Source organism: Leptospira sarikeiensis, assembly GCF_004769615.1.
GTDB classification, from domain to species: domain Bacteria; phylum Spirochaetota; class Leptospiria; order Leptospirales; family Leptospiraceae; genus Leptospira_B; species Leptospira_B sarikeiensis.
On sequence record NZ_RQGF01000030.1, the window covers coordinates 1 to 17,427 of the forward strand.

Consider the following 17,427-nt stretch of genomic DNA (forward strand, 5'->3'; position numbering starts at 1 on the left):
ATCTCTAAATTGAAAATTAGGGAAATAACGAAAAAGAAAATGAAAAATGCCCTGAAGCGTCTCCGAAATAATTTGCCGAATAAGCTGAATGTCATCGAAAAAGGAATAAACCCCAAGGTATAGGCAACAGTGAAAAATATATCTAATCCAGCAAGGAGAACTGACACAGAAATGGAAAAATATTTCTTTTTTGCCGGATTCTGTGAAATATAACGTTCTTATGACAAGTATCACTTTTGGGATATGGAAGTAAGAACGTTAAACGATTATTCCTAAAAGTTTTGCTCCATTGCATCTAAGGAGTTGCACCATTCGGACTTGAGTAGACCGACGGAGTTGCGTTCAAGGAACGGAACGTAAATTCAGGTTTTGGAAAGTTTTTTTTCTCATACATCAGATTCTGTTTTACTAGGAGGCTTTTTTATTCTGAAAATTCGAGCTTTGTTAGGGAAATTCCTTTATAACAATAGAATTCGTAAGAAGTGGGTTTGCGGAATTGAAAAACCTTTTCGATTAGAATTTTATCATATTCCTGGATTAGGAGATCATACTTAGTTCTCAGATGATCCGGTAACTCTATAGGTTGTATAGGCCTTTCAATTTCTAACCCGTCATCTAACTCAAATTCAAGTATAAAACTACTTTCTCTCCAGTTGACTGTGGTTTCAGCTTCTCCCAGTATCCAATTCCTAGAAACATGAATATTATCCTTATCGACTATTTGCAAAAAGGAATTTGAAAGTAAGAAAATCCCCGCAATGATCATAGATCCGTAACCGATCTTTTTGAAAACTAGATCACTAATATAAGGTAATATATACTTTATAGTATACGAGGAAATGAAAGAAGCAAACGCGATGGAGAGCCCGAGATACAGTGCAAATTCAGAATAAAATCCTAAAGAGATATAGACGATTAATTTGAATAAATGTAGAAAAAGTTCATTAGCAGCTCTAGTGGCTATGATCTCTTCTTTGTTTAGTCCGTATTTTAGATAAAATCGATTAAATACCAAACCGATTGCTCCGGTGATCCCGGAGATAAAACCGGAAATAAATCCGAGAGAGGCTAAAACAAAATTCGAATATTCAATTTCCTTTTTGTCTAGATCCGCTTTGGACTTTAAGATCTGTGGAAGATTCGCGATCAGAAAAATAGATATGAATAACTGGAGGTATAAAGGATTTAAAAATTTTATTAGCCAGGCTCCAAGTAAGACCGCGGGTATCGAAAAAGGAACGAACCGATAGAATATCTTCCAATGGATACTTTTTCTAAACACCAGAATTCTTGAAATCGAACTGGCTGCAGTACCAACAGTTAAGGAAAAGGGAACGATCGAGGTCGCTAATAATCCGGATAATATAGGGATCAGTATTAAGCTGGCCCCTCCTCCGCATACGGAGCTTATCCAAAATGCCAAAATTGATCCTAAGAATAAGAGGACTAATGTGGAAATCATCGGAAGCGATTTGTTTAATTATTAAGGAATTACACCACCAGGAGAACCAGGTAAACCGGCAGGCGCATTTAAGCCAGGGATCTTGAATTCAGGTCTTTGAAAAGTACCAGTAATCGGAACACATTTCCCGCCTCCGCTTTTTTCCAAGAGATTCAAAGCTTCCACAATGATCTGATTTTCTGCAGCCGAAGCGAAATTCCTTTCGAGCTCAAAACAAACTCTTAGATTCAATTGAGAATTTGAAAAAGAATCCGATAATCTCAGATTTCCGTGTAAATCCAATCTAGCTACGGAAGTATCTATCACGAATTCTTCAAATTCAATCATTCCTTGATCTATTCTGGAAGTGATCAGGATCTTATTTACGAAGAAGTTTTCTATCTTTCCGATAAAAGGAATTTCGGGTAGATTCGGGAATGAACCAAATTTGCCTTCCGGCATTTTTAGAGAAAATGATCCGCTATATCTACTTGCAGGAACAACAACCGAATCCAATTGTAAATGCCCTTCAAGCGCTCCGATCTCTCCTAGAGTTTTTCCGTCGTATTCGATCTCCATATCCTGGACTTCAAAATCCCCATTCACTTTCTTTCTAAGTAGGGAAAAAAGTCCTGCCTTGATTTGTGCATATTTGGATCTGATCTTAACTGTTTGGCCCATGATTTCCATGGACTGAACGGATACTTTACCGAGTAAAACTGAAACGGATAATTCATTAAAGAAAACGCTACTCGGTTGTCCTGATGAGGAACTCATCATTTGTCGCACTATATTTTCGTACGGGAATAATAAGAGAAGAAAAAGTAAAAAGGAAACTACTCCGCTTCCGATCAGTATCAATAATTGTTTTACGGAAAATCTAGGAATCTCTTCCTCTTCTTCCGCCGGAATTTCCTCCAATTCCATCGTGAGGAATTCTTCTTCCTCGTTGGAGATTAGTTCTTCCTCTTCTTCTACTTCTATTTTTTTTCCACGAGGCATCTTATTTACCAGGAGCGACACTATAAGCCGCGATTTTCATATTCACGTCGTACGTACCTTTATCCTGGTACGGTTTGTTCGTTTGGAAATATTCCACCCGAGCGTTTACTTTATTTCCCTTGTCTATATCGTATAGAACGGACATTACATTTTCCAAAGGGACTCCGCGCAAATTCACTTCGAAAACGATAACTTGGTATTTGTTTTTGTCGATCAGTTTCGCTGGGATCGGTCTCATAGTTGAGATTCTATCCTTCACTCCATTATCTGCGAAAATTCTTTCCAGCTTAGCTGCGAAAGCACTTTGATCGTTTTCTCCTGTATTTACGTTTTCTAAGGATCTAAAAAACAAATAGTCGGAAATGAGCCCATCGATCTGAGCAGCGAGAGCCGGAGTATTATTGACTGTATCTGAAAGTTCCGCTCTAAGTCTATAAACCTTACGGACCACCAAAAATAGGATCAAAACCAGGATTAGTCCGGCTGCGATTAGGAGTAAAAGTTTTTCCCTAGGTTGTAATTTTTGCCACATAGATGTTCCCCTCAGTCGGAATCGCCGGATTTAGAGGTAACCTCCAGTTTGATCACAAATGTGACTTTAAAAGTTTTGAGCCCGAAGTTCGGACGGTTACTATCCAACTTTACATTTTTAAACATAGGAGAACGAGCTAATGAATCTTGGACTTTTCCAATCTCTGAGATCTCGTTGACCGCTCCTTGGATAGAAACGGAACCGTTATCATACGTAATACTTTGGAATAAGAATGCTTGCATGCCAGGATCGGGAAACTTTAAAGAAATCTCATGAAGCACGTCTAACACACTCGGTTTATCTAGATACTTTCTGTATAATTCAGTTTTTCGTTCAGCTCCTTCTTTTAGACTTCTTGCGAATTCCAGAGGATCTCTGGTAGAAGGAACACTCGTTCCAGTGCTAGTTTTTACTTTTTCCGCCAGGATCTTATTAGCAGCCGCTAGTTTTCTTTTATCAGAAATAATCCCTAAAAAGAATACTCCGATCAAAAGTACTAAAGAAACTGAACTTAAGATGATATGGGGTTTAAATACGCTTAGATCGAATATGTTCTTATTCAGTCTTTTAACGTAAGGAGTTTCTAAAAAGTCTACCTTTGCTTTTTTGGATTGGATCAGATGATAAGCCATTCCATAGCAGGTGGCAAATCGATCCGGATCCGAACTTAAGAAATCGTATCTTCTTGCTTGGATACCTAAGTTTTCTCCCAGAAAAGATTCTAGATCTTTGGTCTTACTTCCTTCTCCGGAAAGATAGATCACTTCGGGTCTTTCCGTTTCTTCTAAGGAAAGAAAACTTCTTCTTACCTCTTCACTTAAATCTGCAAAGAACTCTTGTGCGATCGTAAAAGCCTTTTTGATATCCGCTACTTTGAGTTTATATTCTTTCGCGAATAGATTTAAACCGTCTTCCGGAGAATGGAACGGTTCAAACTGAATACTTGTCTTAAGTGCTTCTGCTTTATCTTTAGGGATCTTAAGGGATTTTGAAATTTCTTCCGTTAAATTATCTCCTCCGATGGAGAGGAAACGAGTATGAGCAATCTTTCCGTCCTTGGTTACATTCAGGATGGATTTTTTTCCGCCTATATCTAACTGAGCGATATTCGCAAATTGGATCTCTTTATGGATATGTTTGGATATAACCGAACCTAAACATACTGAATCAACAAAGATCCCTCTGAAAACGAGTTTAGATTCTTGGAATGGAGAAGCAAGAGTGTCGAATTCGGAATGATGAGAAGTATAAGTGATTACGTCCGATTTTTCCTGATCGATCCTCCAGATGGAACCTAAAACTTCCACAGTTTCCATAGGGAAAGGGACCCTACTTTCTATTTCGAACGGAATAACTTCTTTTACCGCTTTTTCGGTCGTAAGAGGGATCTCAATTTCTCTTACGAATAATCTATCTAAAGAAAGAGAAAGAACTATCGCACTCTCGTCCGGGAAATACGTATTTAAAAAACGAAGAACATTCGTTTCGTATTCTTTTTCCTCCATTTTGGAGATTGGCATGGATTCCGCCCTAAGAAGGGTCAGATTTCCGGCGACTCTTTGAAAAAGTGCGCCTTTTACGGAATTCGTTCCGTAATCCAGTGTTAAGAATTTTTCATATAAGAACATTAATCTTCTCTATAGTACAACATCAGGTTATTGGTTAAATCGAAAATCCCGGTAATTCTTCTGACTAATTTCGGGCCTTTCATAACATCGGAACTTTTTTTAGGATTATAGTTCCTTTCCACTTCTCCAACAGCGGTAATCCTGAAAATTTCTCCCTTTGTTTTGATCCTTCCCCCGGAGACATCCGTTCCTTCTCCCGCTAATTCTTTATATAGGGAAAGTCCACCCACGGAAGGAACTTGGAATTCCGGAACCGTTTCCAGATCCTTTATCTCTTTTAGGTAACCGCCCTTTTTGATCTTCATTTTCATGATCTGAAGTACGGTCTGGCGGTTAATAAAATCGGATAGAGACATTAAAACGAAATAAGGCGCGGCGTTCAAGTTGATTCTGTCGTCGTAATTCCTCTGGAATGGAACGAAAGCGGTTAGATTATTTCCGAGCACAAAATCGGACTCACCGATCAGGCTTTTTTCCTCGTCGGACATAAAATCTTTGGAATATTTCTGTTCGTAATCGGGTGGTTTCTGGGATCCATATACGATTTTAGGATCGAAACCTTTTACGGATGTTAATTCGGAAAGAGAATACATGTATGCATTTTTGATCTTTCTAGGCGGGGTCAATTTTTCATAATATGGAAGTTCGAAATTTCCCTGGCTATCATCGTCCAACCAATCTACGACTGGGTTCAGAAGATCTCTCTTCATACCCAGACGCTCTAATAAACGTTGGGCCATTTCCTGATTTCGTAAATTTAATTCTTTTGTGTCCGCGTTAAAGATAGAATTGATATTAATTCTTCCATCTTCCCCTTGGATCTTGTAGTAGATCCAACCTCCACCCATAGGAACTGGAGGTGGATTTAAGCCGATCCCGGATTGGTACAATTGTTCTTCCGGGATTTTACGTAATGCTGCAAGAGCTCCTTGAAAACCTGCTTTGGCAAGAAGTGAAGCCTTGAATCCTGACATTTCACCTTGAGAGATCTTATACTCCGCCATAGATCTTTCCGCAAAATCTAATGTGGTAGTGAGTGCAGCTACACCGATCCCAGCCACAAGAAGCATAACGATCGCTCCTTTTCTTTTGGAGTATCTTCTGGTTTTTAAGCCAAGGCCGGAATTCATTTTAGTAACATCCCCGGAAATGCCAAGGTCTCAAAACGTCTTTCCTTGTTTCCCATATTCGCGATGATCTCTATCCGGATCAAACGAGGGATACTTTTTCTCTGAAGTGAGTCCCATTCTTCTTCCCATTCTTTTCCTGTTTTGGAAAATTTAAAAGAAAGAGCTTTCACATTATCCAACAGCTCGTATTCCTGTCCGCCTGTAAAAGGATATCGATCGACGATCTCATCCTCTCTTTTCATTAGAGTATAATAATCTGTTCCGTCTTTTTGTTTTAAATAAAACTCTACTTCTCTTACTTCTGGAAGTGAAACTTCTTCCGAGTTTGGATGGACTGCGGCAAATACGATAAAATGATCTTTTGTACTTTCTCCTGGATGCCTCGGACCGTCTTCCGATTTGCGGCCTCTTCTACTCACAAAGACCAAGTTTTTTTCCGTCTGGAAATAGAATGCCATAGTTAAAGTACTTCTAATATTCTCTATTACCGAGATCGCTTTTTCACGATCCACACCTTCCGTGCTTGCATTCGGTCTTGTGACTTTTAGTATAGTTGCATAAGTCCCGAATACCATTCCGAGCAAAACTCCGAGTAGCGCGGCTACGATGGTGAGTTCTATCAGGGTAAAACCGGATCTTCTTCCTTTGCGAAGGTTAATAAGAAGTTTAGAATATTGCGAAGGATTTTTCAAAATTAGTTCATCCTCGCCTTATAGGTCTCTATAGTATATTGTTCTTTAACGGGATTTCCCTGGTTGTCCCTTCCACCTGTAGGATATTCTATCGTTACGAAAATATGAAATACTGCGATAAGTCCCCCGGTCGCTGAACCTTGGTTGTTTCCGGTACGTTTGGCTATAAGTTGATTCATACTGGAATTCGTTCCGCCTAAAAGGTCTTCCGGTTTTTTTCCGGATTCTTTTCCTGCCATCTTGAGAAGATCTAAATTTTCCTCTTTTATAATAGTGGTGAATCTCCAATTCTCATAGCCTGGAATATCTCCGGAACTTGTGTCTGCTTGTAGAATTGTAGCAGAATCTATCTGTGCCATTTTGATCTTAGCTAAATGAGTCGCTTCTAATTGTAAGGCTGCGACTTTTTTAAGACGGATCCCTTCTGAAACAACCATCAATACGTACAAGAGCCAACCTGCGGCAATTGCAAATGCCAAGGTCATTTCTAAAATTGTAAATCCTTGGCGTTTACGAAGAGGATTTCTTTTTTTAAAACTTACCCGTACCATACGCGTCGTTTCTTTTGTATTCTTCCAATTTTTCTTTGGAGACTACAACTTCTCCGTCTTCTATTTCAGATTTTCCGCCGTAACGTTTGATGATCAAGGTCCTTGTGATCTCTGGATCCGGTCCTAGGTGAATATAAAAATCTTCGGCCACAGCCATAGGAGAGAATGGGATCCGAACCTTACCGGTTACGTATCTATAACCTCTTCCGTCCATCACGTCCACGATCGCTGAAGAACTAGGAAGTTCCCTGTCCTGAAATACGGGAGATTCTTTTAAACCAGTTTCATCTCTTTCTATATCAAGGATGGAATAAGTTTCGTTATCCACATTTAATTGAAGATAAACTGTTGTTTGATTCAGCTTTGCCCGACGAAAACAGAAATTGACCACATCATGCAAAAGCATTGCTTCTTCTTGAGCACCAGGGGTCATTAAATTGACTAAGGAAGGAAGAACAAGAGCGAACATTGCTCCAATCAGGAATACCACGACTCCTAATTCGATTAATGTAAAGCCGGAACGGATCCGGCTAATCGCGCTTCTGTTCATTTAAAAATTATTTCTTGGAACCTGAAGCAGACGTGAATTGAGCTGGATATTGTTCTTCTTTCGTAATATCGAAGTCCGAGTTCAAACCCTCTCCGCCTTCCGCTTTGTCCTGTCCATACGTAATGATCTGGATTTCTCCCCCTCCGTCATATCTGAGCTTGTAAGGGTTTTTCCAAGGGTCCTTGATGGAATCCTTGCTGCTGATCATAGGGATCCAAGTCTCAGGAACTTCTCCAGTAGTAGGTTTTTCTACTAAAGCGTCCAATCCTTGCTCTTCACTAGGATAAGATCCGAATTTGGATGCATATCTTTCCAAATGAAGTCTAAGTTCTTGTTTATCCTTTTTGATCTTCATCTTCGCAGTTTCGAGACTCACTCCACCGAAATCCACGCTGACGAGAATGATCGTCATTAACGCTCCTAAAATGGCGACGACGATTGCTAGTTCGATAAGAGTGAATCCTTTCTTTCGTTTATTTCTCGTTTTCAAAGTCGATTCTCCTATTTGTATTTATATACCTTGTAAATTCTGGGTCAAGCTGAACATCGGAACGATGATCGCCGCCATAATAATACCGATTGCAAAACCCATAAAGACGAGCATTAACGGCTCGATTGCCTGAGTTGCGTTTTTCAAAGCGGAATCAACCTCTTGGTCGTAAATTTCCGCGAGTTTATTCAACATTTCCGGAACCCTATCTGAGACTTCCCCTGCTGACATCATACCCAATACGAGTTGAGGCAGTATTTCAGACCCAGTGAATGCAGCGGAAAGTTTCTCTCCTTCTCGGATTCTATCGCATGCATTCCGAATTTCTTGTCCAAAAACGGAATGATTTACGATCTGTTCTACGATCTGAAGGGAAATAATAAGAGGTACCCTATTTGTGAGAAGGATCCCTAAATTTCTCGCAAAATTGGAGATAAGCACTTTTTTATTTAAGGTGCGAATGATTGGGATCCTAAGAACGAATTTTTCCCATTTCTCCTTACCTTCCGGAGTGGATTTATAAAAGAAAAATCCAACTACCGCGGCCCCGATCATAGGAAAGATCAAGAACCAATAGCCGGTCAATAATCTGGAACTTCCGATCACGATCCTTGTGATCGTGGGAAGTGTTGCATTAAATTCTACGAATAGATGTTCGATCTGAGGAACAACAGTGGTAAGTAGGAAAATGATCACGATCTGCAATAAGCAGAAAATGATCCCAGGATATACGAGTGCTGTGGTAACTTTTCCTTTGAGCTGTAGGTTTTTTTCCTCCATCTCAGCAAGACGCATAAGTGCAGTCTCGTAGTCTCCCGTTCTTTCCCCCACGGAAACCAAGGAAGGATATTGGTTCGGAAATACATCCGGATGTTTTTTCATCGCGTCTGAAAGAGAACTTCCTTCCGTGATATCCGCTTGCATTGCGACCACTACTTTTCTAAATACTTCATGGTCTGTTTGTTCTATGATACTTGCGAGAGATTTGTCTAAAGGAATTCCAGCACCCAATAATGTTCCAAGTTGTCTGGAGAAAAGTCCTATGATCTTTTTAGGAACACGATAGAGAAGTTTTGCTAAAAAAGGAAAAAGTTCCCTGTCCTTTCTTTCCGCGTCTTCGGAAATCTGACGAACGTAGAACCCTTTACTCTTGAGTTTGGATCTTGCGGATTGGATATTCGGGGCATCTATGATTCCCTTCTCTTCCTTTCCTTTTTTATTAAATGCTATATATGTATAAAGAGCCATCGGGAAAAAACTTAGGTAACCCTGAGAACCTCGTCAGGTGTCGTGACTCCGTCCAATACCTTTCTTATCCCATAATCTCTCATTGTGGTAAATCCGTTTTCCAAAGCGACATCATTGATCTTGTTTGTATCAGAGCCTGCTAAGATCGCGTTTTTAATATGAGTATTGATGATCAGAAGTTCGTATACGCCCGTTCTTCCTTTGAAACCGGTATTCATACAATGAGAGCAACCTTGCCCTTTATAAAGAACTCCACCCTTTAATTCTTTTTTAGAAATTCCGAGAGATTCCAACTCTGCAGGCGTAGGTTTGTAAGAAACTTTACATTCTTTGCATATAGTTCTTACAAGCCTTTGTGCCATGAAGCCTAAAACGGTAGAAGTGATCAAATAAGGTTCAATTCCCATATCCACAAGCCTTGTAGCTGCGGATGCTGCGTCGTTTGTGTGTAATGTAGAAAATACTAAGTGACCCGTAAGAGATGCTTGGATCGCGATCCTTGCAGTTTCTTCGTCCCGGATCTCCCCCACCATGATAACGTCCGGGTCCTGACGGAGGATCGCTCGAAGTCCTGTTGCGAATGTGAGACCGATCTTTTCCTGCATCTGCATTTGGGAAACACCATCGATCTGATATTCCACTGGGTCTTCGCAGGTGATGATATTTCTTTCTTCCGTATTCAATTCTGTAAGAGCGGAATAGAGAGTTGTGGATTTACCGGAACCCGTAGGGCCGGTTACGAGGATAATTCCATGAGGTTCGTAAATAAGAGTTCTAAGAGTTTTGACGAGGTCTGGATAAAATCCCATCGTCTCTAAGGAATATTTCTGATCTGTCTTATTCAAGAGACGCATTACGATCCGTTCTCCGAACTGACAAGGAATGGTCGAAACCCGGATATCCACATCCTTTCCTGCAAGCCTGAGTTTGATCCTACCATCTTGAGGAAGCCTGTTTTCTGCAATGTTCAGATTGGACATGATCTTAATACGGGAAGTGATCCCAGCATGATAAGATTTGGGAGGAGTAAGAACGTTGTGTAAGATCCCATCGATCCTGTAGCGGACCACTAAACTTTTTTCGTACGGTTCTACGTGAATATCCGAAGCTCTTTCGTTTACTGCTTGGGACAGGATCACGTTCACCATTTTGATGATCGGGGCGTCGTCCGAAAGATCGATCGTCTCGTTATCGAAACCTTCTGCGAGTTCCGAAAAACTTCCTTCCATCTCATTCAACATATCTTTCGCAGCAGCGGAAGTGTTGTCGAACTGGGAATGGATGATCCTCATTACTTCCGGTTCCGGAACGAGGATGAATTCTACTTTAAATTCTTTTAATGCGGATCGCACATCGTCCATCGGGTGTAGATCCGACGGATCCGAGATCGCGATCTTTATGGTCTTTTTATTTAATTCGAAAGGAACGAGTCTACTCTTTTGGATGAGCTTTAAAGGGATACGATCGTAAACTTCTTCCATTCCCTTAAATTCCAGTTTTTCCCGGAATTCCATTTTGTATAGGCGGGCCATCGCCTTGAGAACGTCTACTTCTCCCGCGATCCCTTTTTTCTGAAGAATATGTCCTAGGGGTAAATGATTCTTTTTCTGAAGTTTAAGAGAATCTTCCAAATCCTTGGCAGAGATTACCCCGTCTTCTACGAGAATATCGCCTAGAGTTTTCACGATCTTATTCTCCGCGTTCCTTGATAGTGGCTTCCTTATTTAGAACCCTTTCCCTTTCGATTTCGTATCTTTCTTGCTGGAGTTTTTTCTTTACAGTCATCTTATCAGCAAGTTCGCGATTGTCCAAGATATGAGGAGTGATAAAAACCATCAAATTCGTCTTTTTTAATTGTTCCGTGGTCCTACGGAAGATCCAACCAAGATAAGGAATATCTCCTAGTAGAGGGATCTTAATTAGACGTTTTTGTTTATCGTTGGAGATCAAACCCCCGATCACAATAGTTTGTCTGTTATCGATCGTAATCGTAGTTTTTACTTCCCTTCTATTGAATGTAGGGTTACCACCTGCAAGAGCGATGGAGGCAATGTTCTTGATCTCTTGTAAAAGATCCAAAGTGATCCGATTATTCTTATTCACATGAGGAGTGAATTTAAGTTTAATTCCAGTAGGACGATATTCGTAGTTGTCCACGGTAACCGCGTTCGCTCCACCCAGACCTGCGTTACGACTTTGGGTCCTTACCGGAACGTCCTGACCTACGTTGATCTCCGCTTCTTGGTTATCTAATGTCAAAACTTGTGGAGCGGATAATACGTTGAAGTTTTCATTTCCTTGGTTCGCACTTAAGATACCTAGGATCTGTTGAGCTCCAGCTTGTACGAAACCTAAGGAGAAACCGGACAATGTGTTTAAGTTCGGATTGATCCTACCGCTGGAGTTGATGATATTTCCTTCTTTGGCAAGTCCTGAGTTGAACTGGCTATAAGGACCCTGACCTTGGAATCTCCAATCTATACCGAAATCATTTGTGTCTGTGGAAGAAAGTTCCACGATCAAAACTTCTAATAATACTTGTTTTCTTGCAGAATCTAAAACCCGAATGATCTTTCTGATCTCATTCCATTCTGCTTCCGTAGCGGTTACGATCACAGAGTTGGATTCTTTATGAGCGACTGCCTTGATCTTTTCCACCTTCGGTGCTGGCGGAGGCGGCGCTCCAGGTACTCCGCTTGGGGTAGGAAGATCTCCTACATTAGGATTATCTAATTTGATCAGAGTAGCTGCGATCTTCTCCGCTTCACTAAATTCTAATGTATAAATATGGACGTCTCCGGCAGAAGCGACTGCCCCGGGACTAGTTTCGTCCGGTCTTACATCTAACTCGTTTACTAAGGTAAGTAGTTTATTGATGTCTGCAGTGGATCCGGAAAGTACGATCGTATTCGTATTTCTATAAACGATTACGTCCGTATTCGGAGAAGTTAATCTTTTTAAGATCGGTTCCAATTCTTCCGGCTTTACGTTTTCCACCGGAATGATTTGAGTGATGATACGATTGTCTAAAGATTCATTTTCCGGAATTGGGTCTTTACCGACTCGAACATAAGGAGATCTGGCAAGAGCATCCTTTAGTTTTACGATTGTGATCAGATCGGCTTCCTCAACCACAGCGAAACCCATGGATTCCAAAACGGCTTTCATGAAAGGAAATGCATTTTTGACCGGGATTTCCTTTTGGGAAATGATCGTGATCTTCTTTCCTTTTAAACTCTCATCCAATAGAATATTCTTCTTTAGGATCGCGCTCATCCCTTTTAAGAAATCGTTTAGTTCAGTATCTCTCCAGTTGGCAAAGAAGGTCTTTTCTTTGTTGTCTTCCGCAGTTGGAGCGGTTGTACTTCTTTTATTTCCTTTTTTGGCCTGAGACAATAAGCTCTCGTTTACCGAAAGAAGAAGTAAAAACGCGAATGCCGCGTTTCTTAAATATCTGGATCGTAAATCTGTTTTGCGCATCTAATCTTTAATTCCGGATGATGAATTCATAGGACAGTATCTTGCCCATTCTCTCTACGTCTACGGATACTTTATCGGCTGTTTTGAGGGAATTCCATATCTCCATCATTTTGACCGTATCGTTCAAAGGCATTCCGTTGACCCGTCGGACCACGTCCCCGGTTCTTGCTCCTAAAGAGTAAAAAATATGATCACTGCCTATACTATAAATTTTATATCCAGCAATCGTGTTATTTTCCAAATATGGGCCGAACTTTCCCTTATAAAGCTCGGCTACGTTCGCTAATTTCCGATTCACGTCCTGTCTGGACAGGATTTTACGAACTGTGTCCGCCGCAGGAGGGCCACCCGGAACATCCGCTTGTGCCCCTAATTTCGCCCTAGCTTCTCCAGGGGTTTGGCCGATCTCAACTTTTAACGAGGAGCCGCCTTTTTCTAAAACAACATGGTTGAGTAGAATGGATTTTACTTTGTATCCTGCGATCACTTCACCCATTGCGAATTCTTCCGCGTTTTGTTTCCCTTTTTCTAAAATAGTGACCCGTGCAAAACTCCAGTGACCACTTAAGGTTCCTGTAATTCTCATTTCCTCGCCTTCTCCTGTGTCTGGAGGAGCTCCAGGAGTTCCATCAACTCCTGCAGGAACTTCTCCGGGAGGTGGCGCTAAACTTCCCCTGAATAAGGAACCGGTCACCATTTCTTTGGACATATCCAAAGTGATAGGATTTTCAGATACAGGTCGTCTTGGAGCGGCTGTGGAGGAACCTGTTTGAACATTCGGGGTCAGAAAAAGTAGAAGAATACCTCGAAAAAGATATGCCAAGGAAAAGGAAAAGAATATCACAACGGGGATCAGAACATAAAAAGTATGTTTTCTGAATTCGATAAAAATTGCGTTCATTGCCGCCCTTCGGATATTCCCACGGATTCATTCTAAAAAAGCCGGATCCATAGTGGTACCGGCTTTTTATAAAGTAAATGGTTAGATTTTTGCTACTTTGCCTGGATCCAGGTTGGTAACAATTTTTAAGGTTTTCCTGAGCGCCGCTTCTGGATTGATCCTGTTTCCGTTATAGAACACCTCAAAATGAAGGTGGGATCCAGTAGCGGAGCCTGTACGACCTACGGCACCTATGACCGTGCCTGCTTTAACTTTCGTTCCCTCTTCGACGGTAATTTTAGCACAATGCGCATACATCGTTCTGTAACCGTTTGGATGGTCGATAATGACAGAATTCCCGTAACCTCCATTTACACCTGCAAAGCTAACGACTCCGTCAGCTGAAGCAAGGATAGGAGCTCCTTGAGGACCAGCTAGATCGATACCAGTGTGGTAGCCCCCTCCTCCGGTATGGAACGGATCTTTTCTTTTACCGTATCTGGAAGAAAATCTAGCGCCTAGAACAGGAGTGATAAATACTCTTTTGTATTCTATTTTTTGGCGGGAAGCATTTCCTACTTTTACAGGAACGTTAAGGCTTTGTCCTACTTTTAAAGGAGAACCTTTTTTTAGTCCATTCGCCTCTGTAATTTTAGCTGCGGTAGATTTCAGGGTTTTAGCGATCCTGAATAAAGTATCCTTAGGTTTTACGACATAGGATTTAACTATATAGCCGCTTTGATTCACGATTTTAGAAGATATGATCGGATTGATGCTGATAAAAGAAGGAAGTTCTAAATTGGACTTATCTTTATGATAACTTAAAGAAGAATACTTTTCGGTATCTTCCCATTCTTCCGGAGATTGGGAGAATAATTGTTTGATCTTACGCTCTTCCTTATCCGTAAAAAAGGAAGAATCCTTATTCGCGTAATCATTAATCGCGTTTTCGTAATTTTTAAGTGGATCGGCCGATAAAGAAGATGTAAGCATGGCCGAAATAATGGGAAGGCAAAGAATCGTCCGTTTCACATATTTAATATCGGTCGAGTCGGGTTCCCTTCTTGAACCCAAGGGCGAACGACGGCTACTTTTTCTTTTTATATTCCGTGAGCTCATTTTCAACGATCTTATCCAAATCCTCTATACTGATGGTCTTTTTCTCTATGTCGTCGTTTACCTGATAAGCAACCAACCTACCGATTGCATGCTCCCTTTTTTGATCCGCAGGGAAACATTTTATTTTAATCAAGGAAGGAGTCGACTCGATGTAGATTCGGACCAGCATTCCCTTCTTAAAAGTTTCGGTCATGGACACTTTTGTGTCCTTTTTTAGGCTATAGATCTTATCCTGGTAATGAGCGTTGATCTCGGACAACTTTTCCTGCTTAATCAACCTGGCTCCGCATTGAATTGTAAACAGAGTCAGGAAAAAAGCGAAGATTCGCACCATTTCATGCATAAGTTATCTAGGGACCGGATGCGATAAACTAGTTTTTAGAAAAAAAGCGCGCAAGTCTGGAATTTCCGGACCCGTACGCTTTATGGAGACAGTAAAACTTACTAAACTTTTAGGTGCATCCCTGGACGGGATCCAGCCATTTCCGATTTCGGTCGAAATCAATATCAAAAGGGGAATTCCTAGATTTCTGATTACGGGACTTCCAGCTACTACGATCAAAGAATCTTCAGATAGGATCCGGATCGCAATTGAGAACAGCGGATTCGAATATTCTCTTCAGAATATTTTGGTCCATTTGGCCCCTGCGGGACGTAAGAAGGAAGGAACTTATTTGGATCTTCCGATCGCTGCCGGAATTTTACATTTAACCGGCCAATTACCTAATACTGAAAAATTAGAACAGCTTCTTTTACTAGGAGAGCTAGGGCTGGATGGTTCCGTAAAACCTTTGAAAGGGATCCTACCTATCTTAAACGGAATTCCTCACTCTGGATTTAAGGCTGCAGTTGTTCCCTTAGAGAATAAAGAAGAAGCTTCCGTGCTCGGAAAATTTCCGATCTACGCGATCTCTCATTTGAGAGATTTAGTCTCCTTACTTCAAGGAAGATGGAAAGAGGAGAATAAATCCAAGATCAAGATCCGATCGGAAATACTTCCTTGGAAATCTGAGTTCTATAAGAGCCAGTTACCTGCACTTAGGGCGATCCAAATTGCAAGTGCCGGATTCCATCATTGTTTATTGTCCGGGCCTCCCGGTGCAGGAAAAACAATGCTCGCAAAAATGGCCTATGGGTTTTTGCCCAAAGTACATGAATCGGAAGGAATAGAATTATTATCCATTCGTTCAATGAATGAACTTCTCACAGACACAGAAGTAGAAAGGCCGTTTAGGACTCCCCACCATACTGCCTCGGATATTTCCTTAGTCGGAGGTTCCAGACAATTAAGAATGGGAGAAGTCTCCTTAGCGGGGCATGGAATATTATTTTTGGATGAACTTTCTGAATTTCATTCCAGGAATTTACAAGCTCTCAGAGAACCCATGGAAGAAGGAAAGATCACTGTTGCAAGGATTAGTGGATCGGTTACCTACCCCGCTCCTTTTTTATTTATTGGAGCAACGAATCCCTGCCCCTGTGGATATTATCAAAGTTTAATGAAAGTCTGCAATTGTAGTCTTTCATCTATTCGAAATTACCAGGCACCTTTTCAAGGGCCTTTTTTGGATCGGATCGAAGTATTCTACCATATAGGATCTTCGGGGGGATTTGGCCAGGAGAAGGTTTCCGTAAATTTAAAATCCATTCGGGATTCAATACAAAGAGCTGCCGAGATCCAAGCAGATAGATTGTTTCGGCAAACCGGAAAATTATACAATGGTAGATTAAGAGGAGATGAAGTGGAAAGGATGATCCGTTTGACTAGGGAATCTGAATCCTTTTTAAACGAGGCAGCGAATCGTCAAAAATTCAGTATTCGTAAAGTTTCTCAGTTTCGGAAAGTTGCTCGGACGATTGCTGATTTGGAAGGTTCAGAGGAGATTTTATTGAGGAATATGGAGGAGGCCCTTGTTTTCCTGAATTCCGGATGGTCTCCGGAAAACAGGGCCGTAACCTAGTTTTTTGTTCTTTCGACGGTTTTCTTTTTGTGGTTACTTTGACAGGAAATGCGAGAGTTCCATAGCGATCTTATCGATGGCGAAATCAATATAGTTTTCGTCCTCGATCTTCTTCTTATAGTCCTCGAATTTCCGCTTTTTAATCGGAACTCCTCGTTTTCTCAGGATAACTGGATCAGGGCCGAATGGATCCGACCCGGCCAAGTTGCCGAGAATTTGGATGCTTTTCATAGTTACTTCCTTGTAACGATTTAAGGTCCTCATCCTTGAGAACCCGCAGACAATTCGAAAATCGACTGGTTTTTCAAATCGCTTAACGATTGTTTTAGAATAGATTAAGATAATATTTCAGTTCCCTTTTTTCGGTGATTACGGCTAAAGAAAAGGAGACAAAATGATCTTTATAAGAAACGTTCCGACTCAAATAATTTTCAGCAACAGTTCTCATCTTCCTCATTTTAGGGAGTTGAAAGATTTCCAAAGGATGAATGGGAGAAGTTTTGCTCCAATACTTCACTTCTGTAAAATATAGGACGTTTCCTTTCTCGCTGATTATGTCGATTTCTCCGTCTCTAAAACGGAAATTTCTCTCTAAAATTTTATGACCTTCTTCTGAGAGTAGCTGAGCAGCTAAATTTTCTCCGGAAATTCCTTTTTCTATTCTTCTTCTGGATCCAGGTTTCATTTCAGATACCTGTCTCTGGGAAAGAAGTATGCTTGGAT

18 protein-coding genes are annotated in these 17,427 nt (G+C 40.9%); 1 reads left to right on the plus strand and 17 read right to left on the minus strand.

Annotation, left to right across the window (positions count from 1 at the left end):
- Positions 1 to 421 precede the first annotated feature (421 nt).
- The 15 genes from EHQ64_RS14990 to EHQ64_RS15060 all read right to left on the minus strand — a co-directional run bounded on the left by EHQ64_RS14990 (position 422) and on the right by EHQ64_RS15060 (position 15,077).
- Positions 422 to 1,462: a sulfite exporter TauE/SafE family protein gene (locus tag EHQ64_RS14990; protein ID WP_135650619.1), complete on the minus strand. Its 1,041-nt coding sequence runs from the start codon at positions 1,460 to 1,462 to the stop codon at positions 422 to 424.
- A gap of 21 nt (positions 1,463 to 1,483) precedes the next feature.
- Positions 1,484 to 2,443: a type II secretion system protein GspN gene (gene gspN, locus EHQ64_RS14995; RefSeq protein ID WP_135650620.1), complete on the minus strand. Its 960-nt coding sequence runs from the start codon at positions 2,441 to 2,443 to the stop codon at positions 1,484 to 1,486.
- A 1-nt stretch (position 2,444) separates the two neighbouring features.
- On the minus strand, positions 2,445 to 2,975 hold the full coding sequence (locus EHQ64_RS15000) for a hypothetical protein (RefSeq protein WP_135650621.1): 531 nt from the start codon (positions 2,973 to 2,975) through the stop codon (positions 2,445 to 2,447).
- An 11-nt stretch (positions 2,976 to 2,986) separates the two neighbouring features.
- The gene (locus EHQ64_RS15005; RefSeq protein ID WP_135650622.1) at positions 2,987 to 4,603 is read right to left on the minus strand and encodes a cell division FtsA domain-containing protein; all 1,617 of its coding nucleotides are present in this window, start codon (positions 4,601 to 4,603) and stop codon (positions 2,987 to 2,989) included.
- Complete coding sequence (locus tag EHQ64_RS15010) at positions 4,603 to 5,733, minus strand: type II secretion system minor pseudopilin (protein WP_135650623.1); 1,131 nt, start codon at positions 5,731 to 5,733, stop codon at positions 4,603 to 4,605. The genes EHQ64_RS15005 and EHQ64_RS15010 overlap by 1 nt, the downstream gene beginning before the upstream one ends.
- Positions 5,730 to 6,425, minus strand: a complete 696-nt coding sequence (locus EHQ64_RS15015) for a type II secretion system protein GspJ (RefSeq protein ID WP_135650624.1) — start codon at positions 6,423 to 6,425, stop codon at positions 5,730 to 5,732. The genes EHQ64_RS15010 and EHQ64_RS15015 overlap by 4 nt, the downstream gene beginning before the upstream one ends.
- A gap of 2 nt (positions 6,426 to 6,427) precedes the next feature.
- On the minus strand, positions 6,428 to 6,976 hold the full coding sequence (locus tag EHQ64_RS15020; RefSeq protein ID WP_135650625.1) for a type II secretion system protein: 549 nt from the start codon (positions 6,974 to 6,976) through the stop codon (positions 6,428 to 6,430).
- Positions 6,957 to 7,526, minus strand: coding sequence for a type II secretion system protein (locus EHQ64_RS15025; RefSeq protein ID WP_135650626.1), 570 nt, complete (start codon positions 7,524 to 7,526; stop codon positions 6,957 to 6,959). Before EHQ64_RS15025 ends, EHQ64_RS15020 begins: the two co-directional genes overlap by 20 nt.
- 7 nt (positions 7,527 to 7,533) lie before the next feature.
- On the minus strand, positions 7,534 to 8,016 hold the full coding sequence (locus tag EHQ64_RS15030) for a type II secretion system protein GspG (protein ID WP_135650627.1): 483 nt from the start codon (positions 8,014 to 8,016) through the stop codon (positions 7,534 to 7,536).
- A gap of 21 nt (positions 8,017 to 8,037) precedes the next feature.
- Positions 8,038 to 9,264 (minus strand): type II secretion system F family protein, encoded by a 1,227-nt coding sequence (locus EHQ64_RS15035; RefSeq protein ID WP_135650628.1) that lies wholly within the window; start codon positions 9,262 to 9,264, stop codon positions 8,038 to 8,040.
- An 11-nt stretch (positions 9,265 to 9,275) separates the two neighbouring features.
- A complete protein-coding gene (gspE, locus tag EHQ64_RS15040) occupies positions 9,276 to 10,949 on the minus strand; it encodes a type II secretion system ATPase GspE (RefSeq protein ID WP_135650629.1) in 1,674 nt (557 codons plus the stop codon).
- 4 nt (positions 10,950 to 10,953) lie between these two features.
- Positions 10,954 to 12,744, minus strand: coding sequence for a type II secretion system secretin GspD (gspD, locus tag EHQ64_RS15045; protein WP_135650630.1), 1,791 nt, complete (start codon positions 12,742 to 12,744; stop codon positions 10,954 to 10,956).
- Positions 12,745 to 12,751: 7 nt separating this feature from the next.
- Positions 12,752 to 13,645, minus strand: coding sequence for a general secretion pathway protein GspC (locus EHQ64_RS15050; protein WP_135650631.1), 894 nt, complete (start codon positions 13,643 to 13,645; stop codon positions 12,752 to 12,754).
- An 81-nt stretch (positions 13,646 to 13,726) separates the two neighbouring features.
- Positions 13,727 to 14,743 carry a M23 family metallopeptidase gene (locus EHQ64_RS15055; RefSeq protein ID WP_425460438.1) on the minus strand — a complete coding sequence of 339 codons (1,017 nt, stop codon included), beginning with the start codon at positions 14,741 to 14,743 and terminating at the stop codon, positions 13,727 to 13,729.
- Positions 14,712 to 15,077: a type II secretion system-associated lipoprotein gene (locus EHQ64_RS15060; RefSeq protein ID WP_167882417.1), complete on the minus strand. Its 366-nt coding sequence runs from the start codon at positions 15,075 to 15,077 to the stop codon at positions 14,712 to 14,714. Before EHQ64_RS15060 ends, EHQ64_RS15055 begins: the two co-directional genes overlap by 32 nt.
- 91 nt (positions 15,078 to 15,168) lie before the next feature.
- On the opposite strand from EHQ64_RS15060, the gene EHQ64_RS15065 reads away from it, so the two are divergent.
- Positions 15,169 to 16,704: a YifB family Mg chelatase-like AAA ATPase gene (locus tag EHQ64_RS15065; RefSeq protein WP_135650633.1), complete on the plus strand. Its 1,536-nt coding sequence runs from the start codon at positions 15,169 to 15,171 to the stop codon at positions 16,702 to 16,704.
- A 33-nt stretch (positions 16,705 to 16,737) separates the two neighbouring features.
- On the opposite strand, the gene EHQ64_RS15070 is transcribed toward EHQ64_RS15065, so the two are convergent.
- Positions 16,738 to 16,935, minus strand: a complete 198-nt coding sequence (locus EHQ64_RS15070; RefSeq protein WP_008590301.1) for a hypothetical protein — start codon at positions 16,933 to 16,935, stop codon at positions 16,738 to 16,740.
- A gap of 94 nt (positions 16,936 to 17,029) precedes the next feature.
- Positions 17,030 to 17,389 carry a YraN family protein gene (locus EHQ64_RS15075; protein WP_135650634.1) on the minus strand — a complete coding sequence of 120 codons (360 nt, stop codon included), beginning with the start codon at positions 17,387 to 17,389 and terminating at the stop codon, positions 17,030 to 17,032.
- Positions 17,390 to 17,427 lie beyond the last annotated feature (38 nt).

Coding starts and splice junctions, on each gene's coding strand:
- EHQ64_RS14990 (WP_135650619.1), bottom strand. CDS start 1,462: ATGATTTCCACATTAGTCCTCTTATTCTTAGGATCAATTTTGGCATTT.
- gspN (WP_135650620.1), bottom strand. CDS start 2,443: ATGCCTCGTGGAAAAAAAATAGAAGTAGAAGAAGAGGAAGAACTAATC.
- EHQ64_RS15000 (WP_135650621.1), bottom strand. CDS start 2,975: ATGTGGCAAAAATTACAACCTAGGGAAAAACTTTTACTCCTAATCGCA.
- EHQ64_RS15005 (WP_135650622.1), bottom strand. CDS start 4,603: ATGTTCTTATATGAAAAATTCTTAACACTGGATTACGGAACGAATTCC.
- EHQ64_RS15010 (WP_135650623.1), bottom strand. CDS start 5,733: ATGAATTCCGGCCTTGGCTTAAAAACCAGAAGATACTCCAAAAGAAAA.
- EHQ64_RS15020 (WP_135650625.1), bottom strand. CDS start 6,976: ATGGTACGGGTAAGTTTTAAAAAAAGAAATCCTCTTCGTAAACGCCAA.
- EHQ64_RS15025 (WP_135650626.1), bottom strand. CDS start 7,526: ATGAACAGAAGCGCGATTAGCCGGATCCGTTCCGGCTTTACATTAATC.
- EHQ64_RS15035 (WP_135650628.1), bottom strand. CDS start 9,264: ATGGCTCTTTATACATATATAGCATTTAATAAAAAAGGAAAGGAAGAG.
- gspD (WP_135650630.1), bottom strand. CDS start 12,744: ATGCGCAAAACAGATTTACGATCCAGATATTTAAGAAACGCGGCATTC.
- EHQ64_RS15050 (WP_135650631.1), bottom strand. CDS start 13,645: ATGAACGCAATTTTTATCGAATTCAGAAAACATACTTTTTATGTTCTG.
- EHQ64_RS15055 (WP_425460438.1), bottom strand. CDS start 14,743: ATGAGCTCACGGAATATAAAAAGAAAAAGTAGCCGTCGTTCGCCCTTG.
- EHQ64_RS15060 (WP_167882417.1), bottom strand. CDS start 15,077: ATGGTGCGAATCTTCGCTTTTTTCCTGACTCTGTTTACAATTCAATGC.
- EHQ64_RS15065 (WP_135650633.1), top strand. CDS start 15,169: ATGGAGACAGTAAAACTTACTAAACTTTTAGGTGCATCCCTGGACGGG.
- EHQ64_RS15070 (WP_008590301.1), bottom strand. CDS start 16,935: ATGAAAAGCATCCAAATTCTCGGCAACTTGGCCGGGTCGGATCCATTC.
- EHQ64_RS15075 (WP_135650634.1), bottom strand. CDS start 17,389: ATGAAACCTGGATCCAGAAGAAGAATAGAAAAAGGAATTTCCGGAGAA.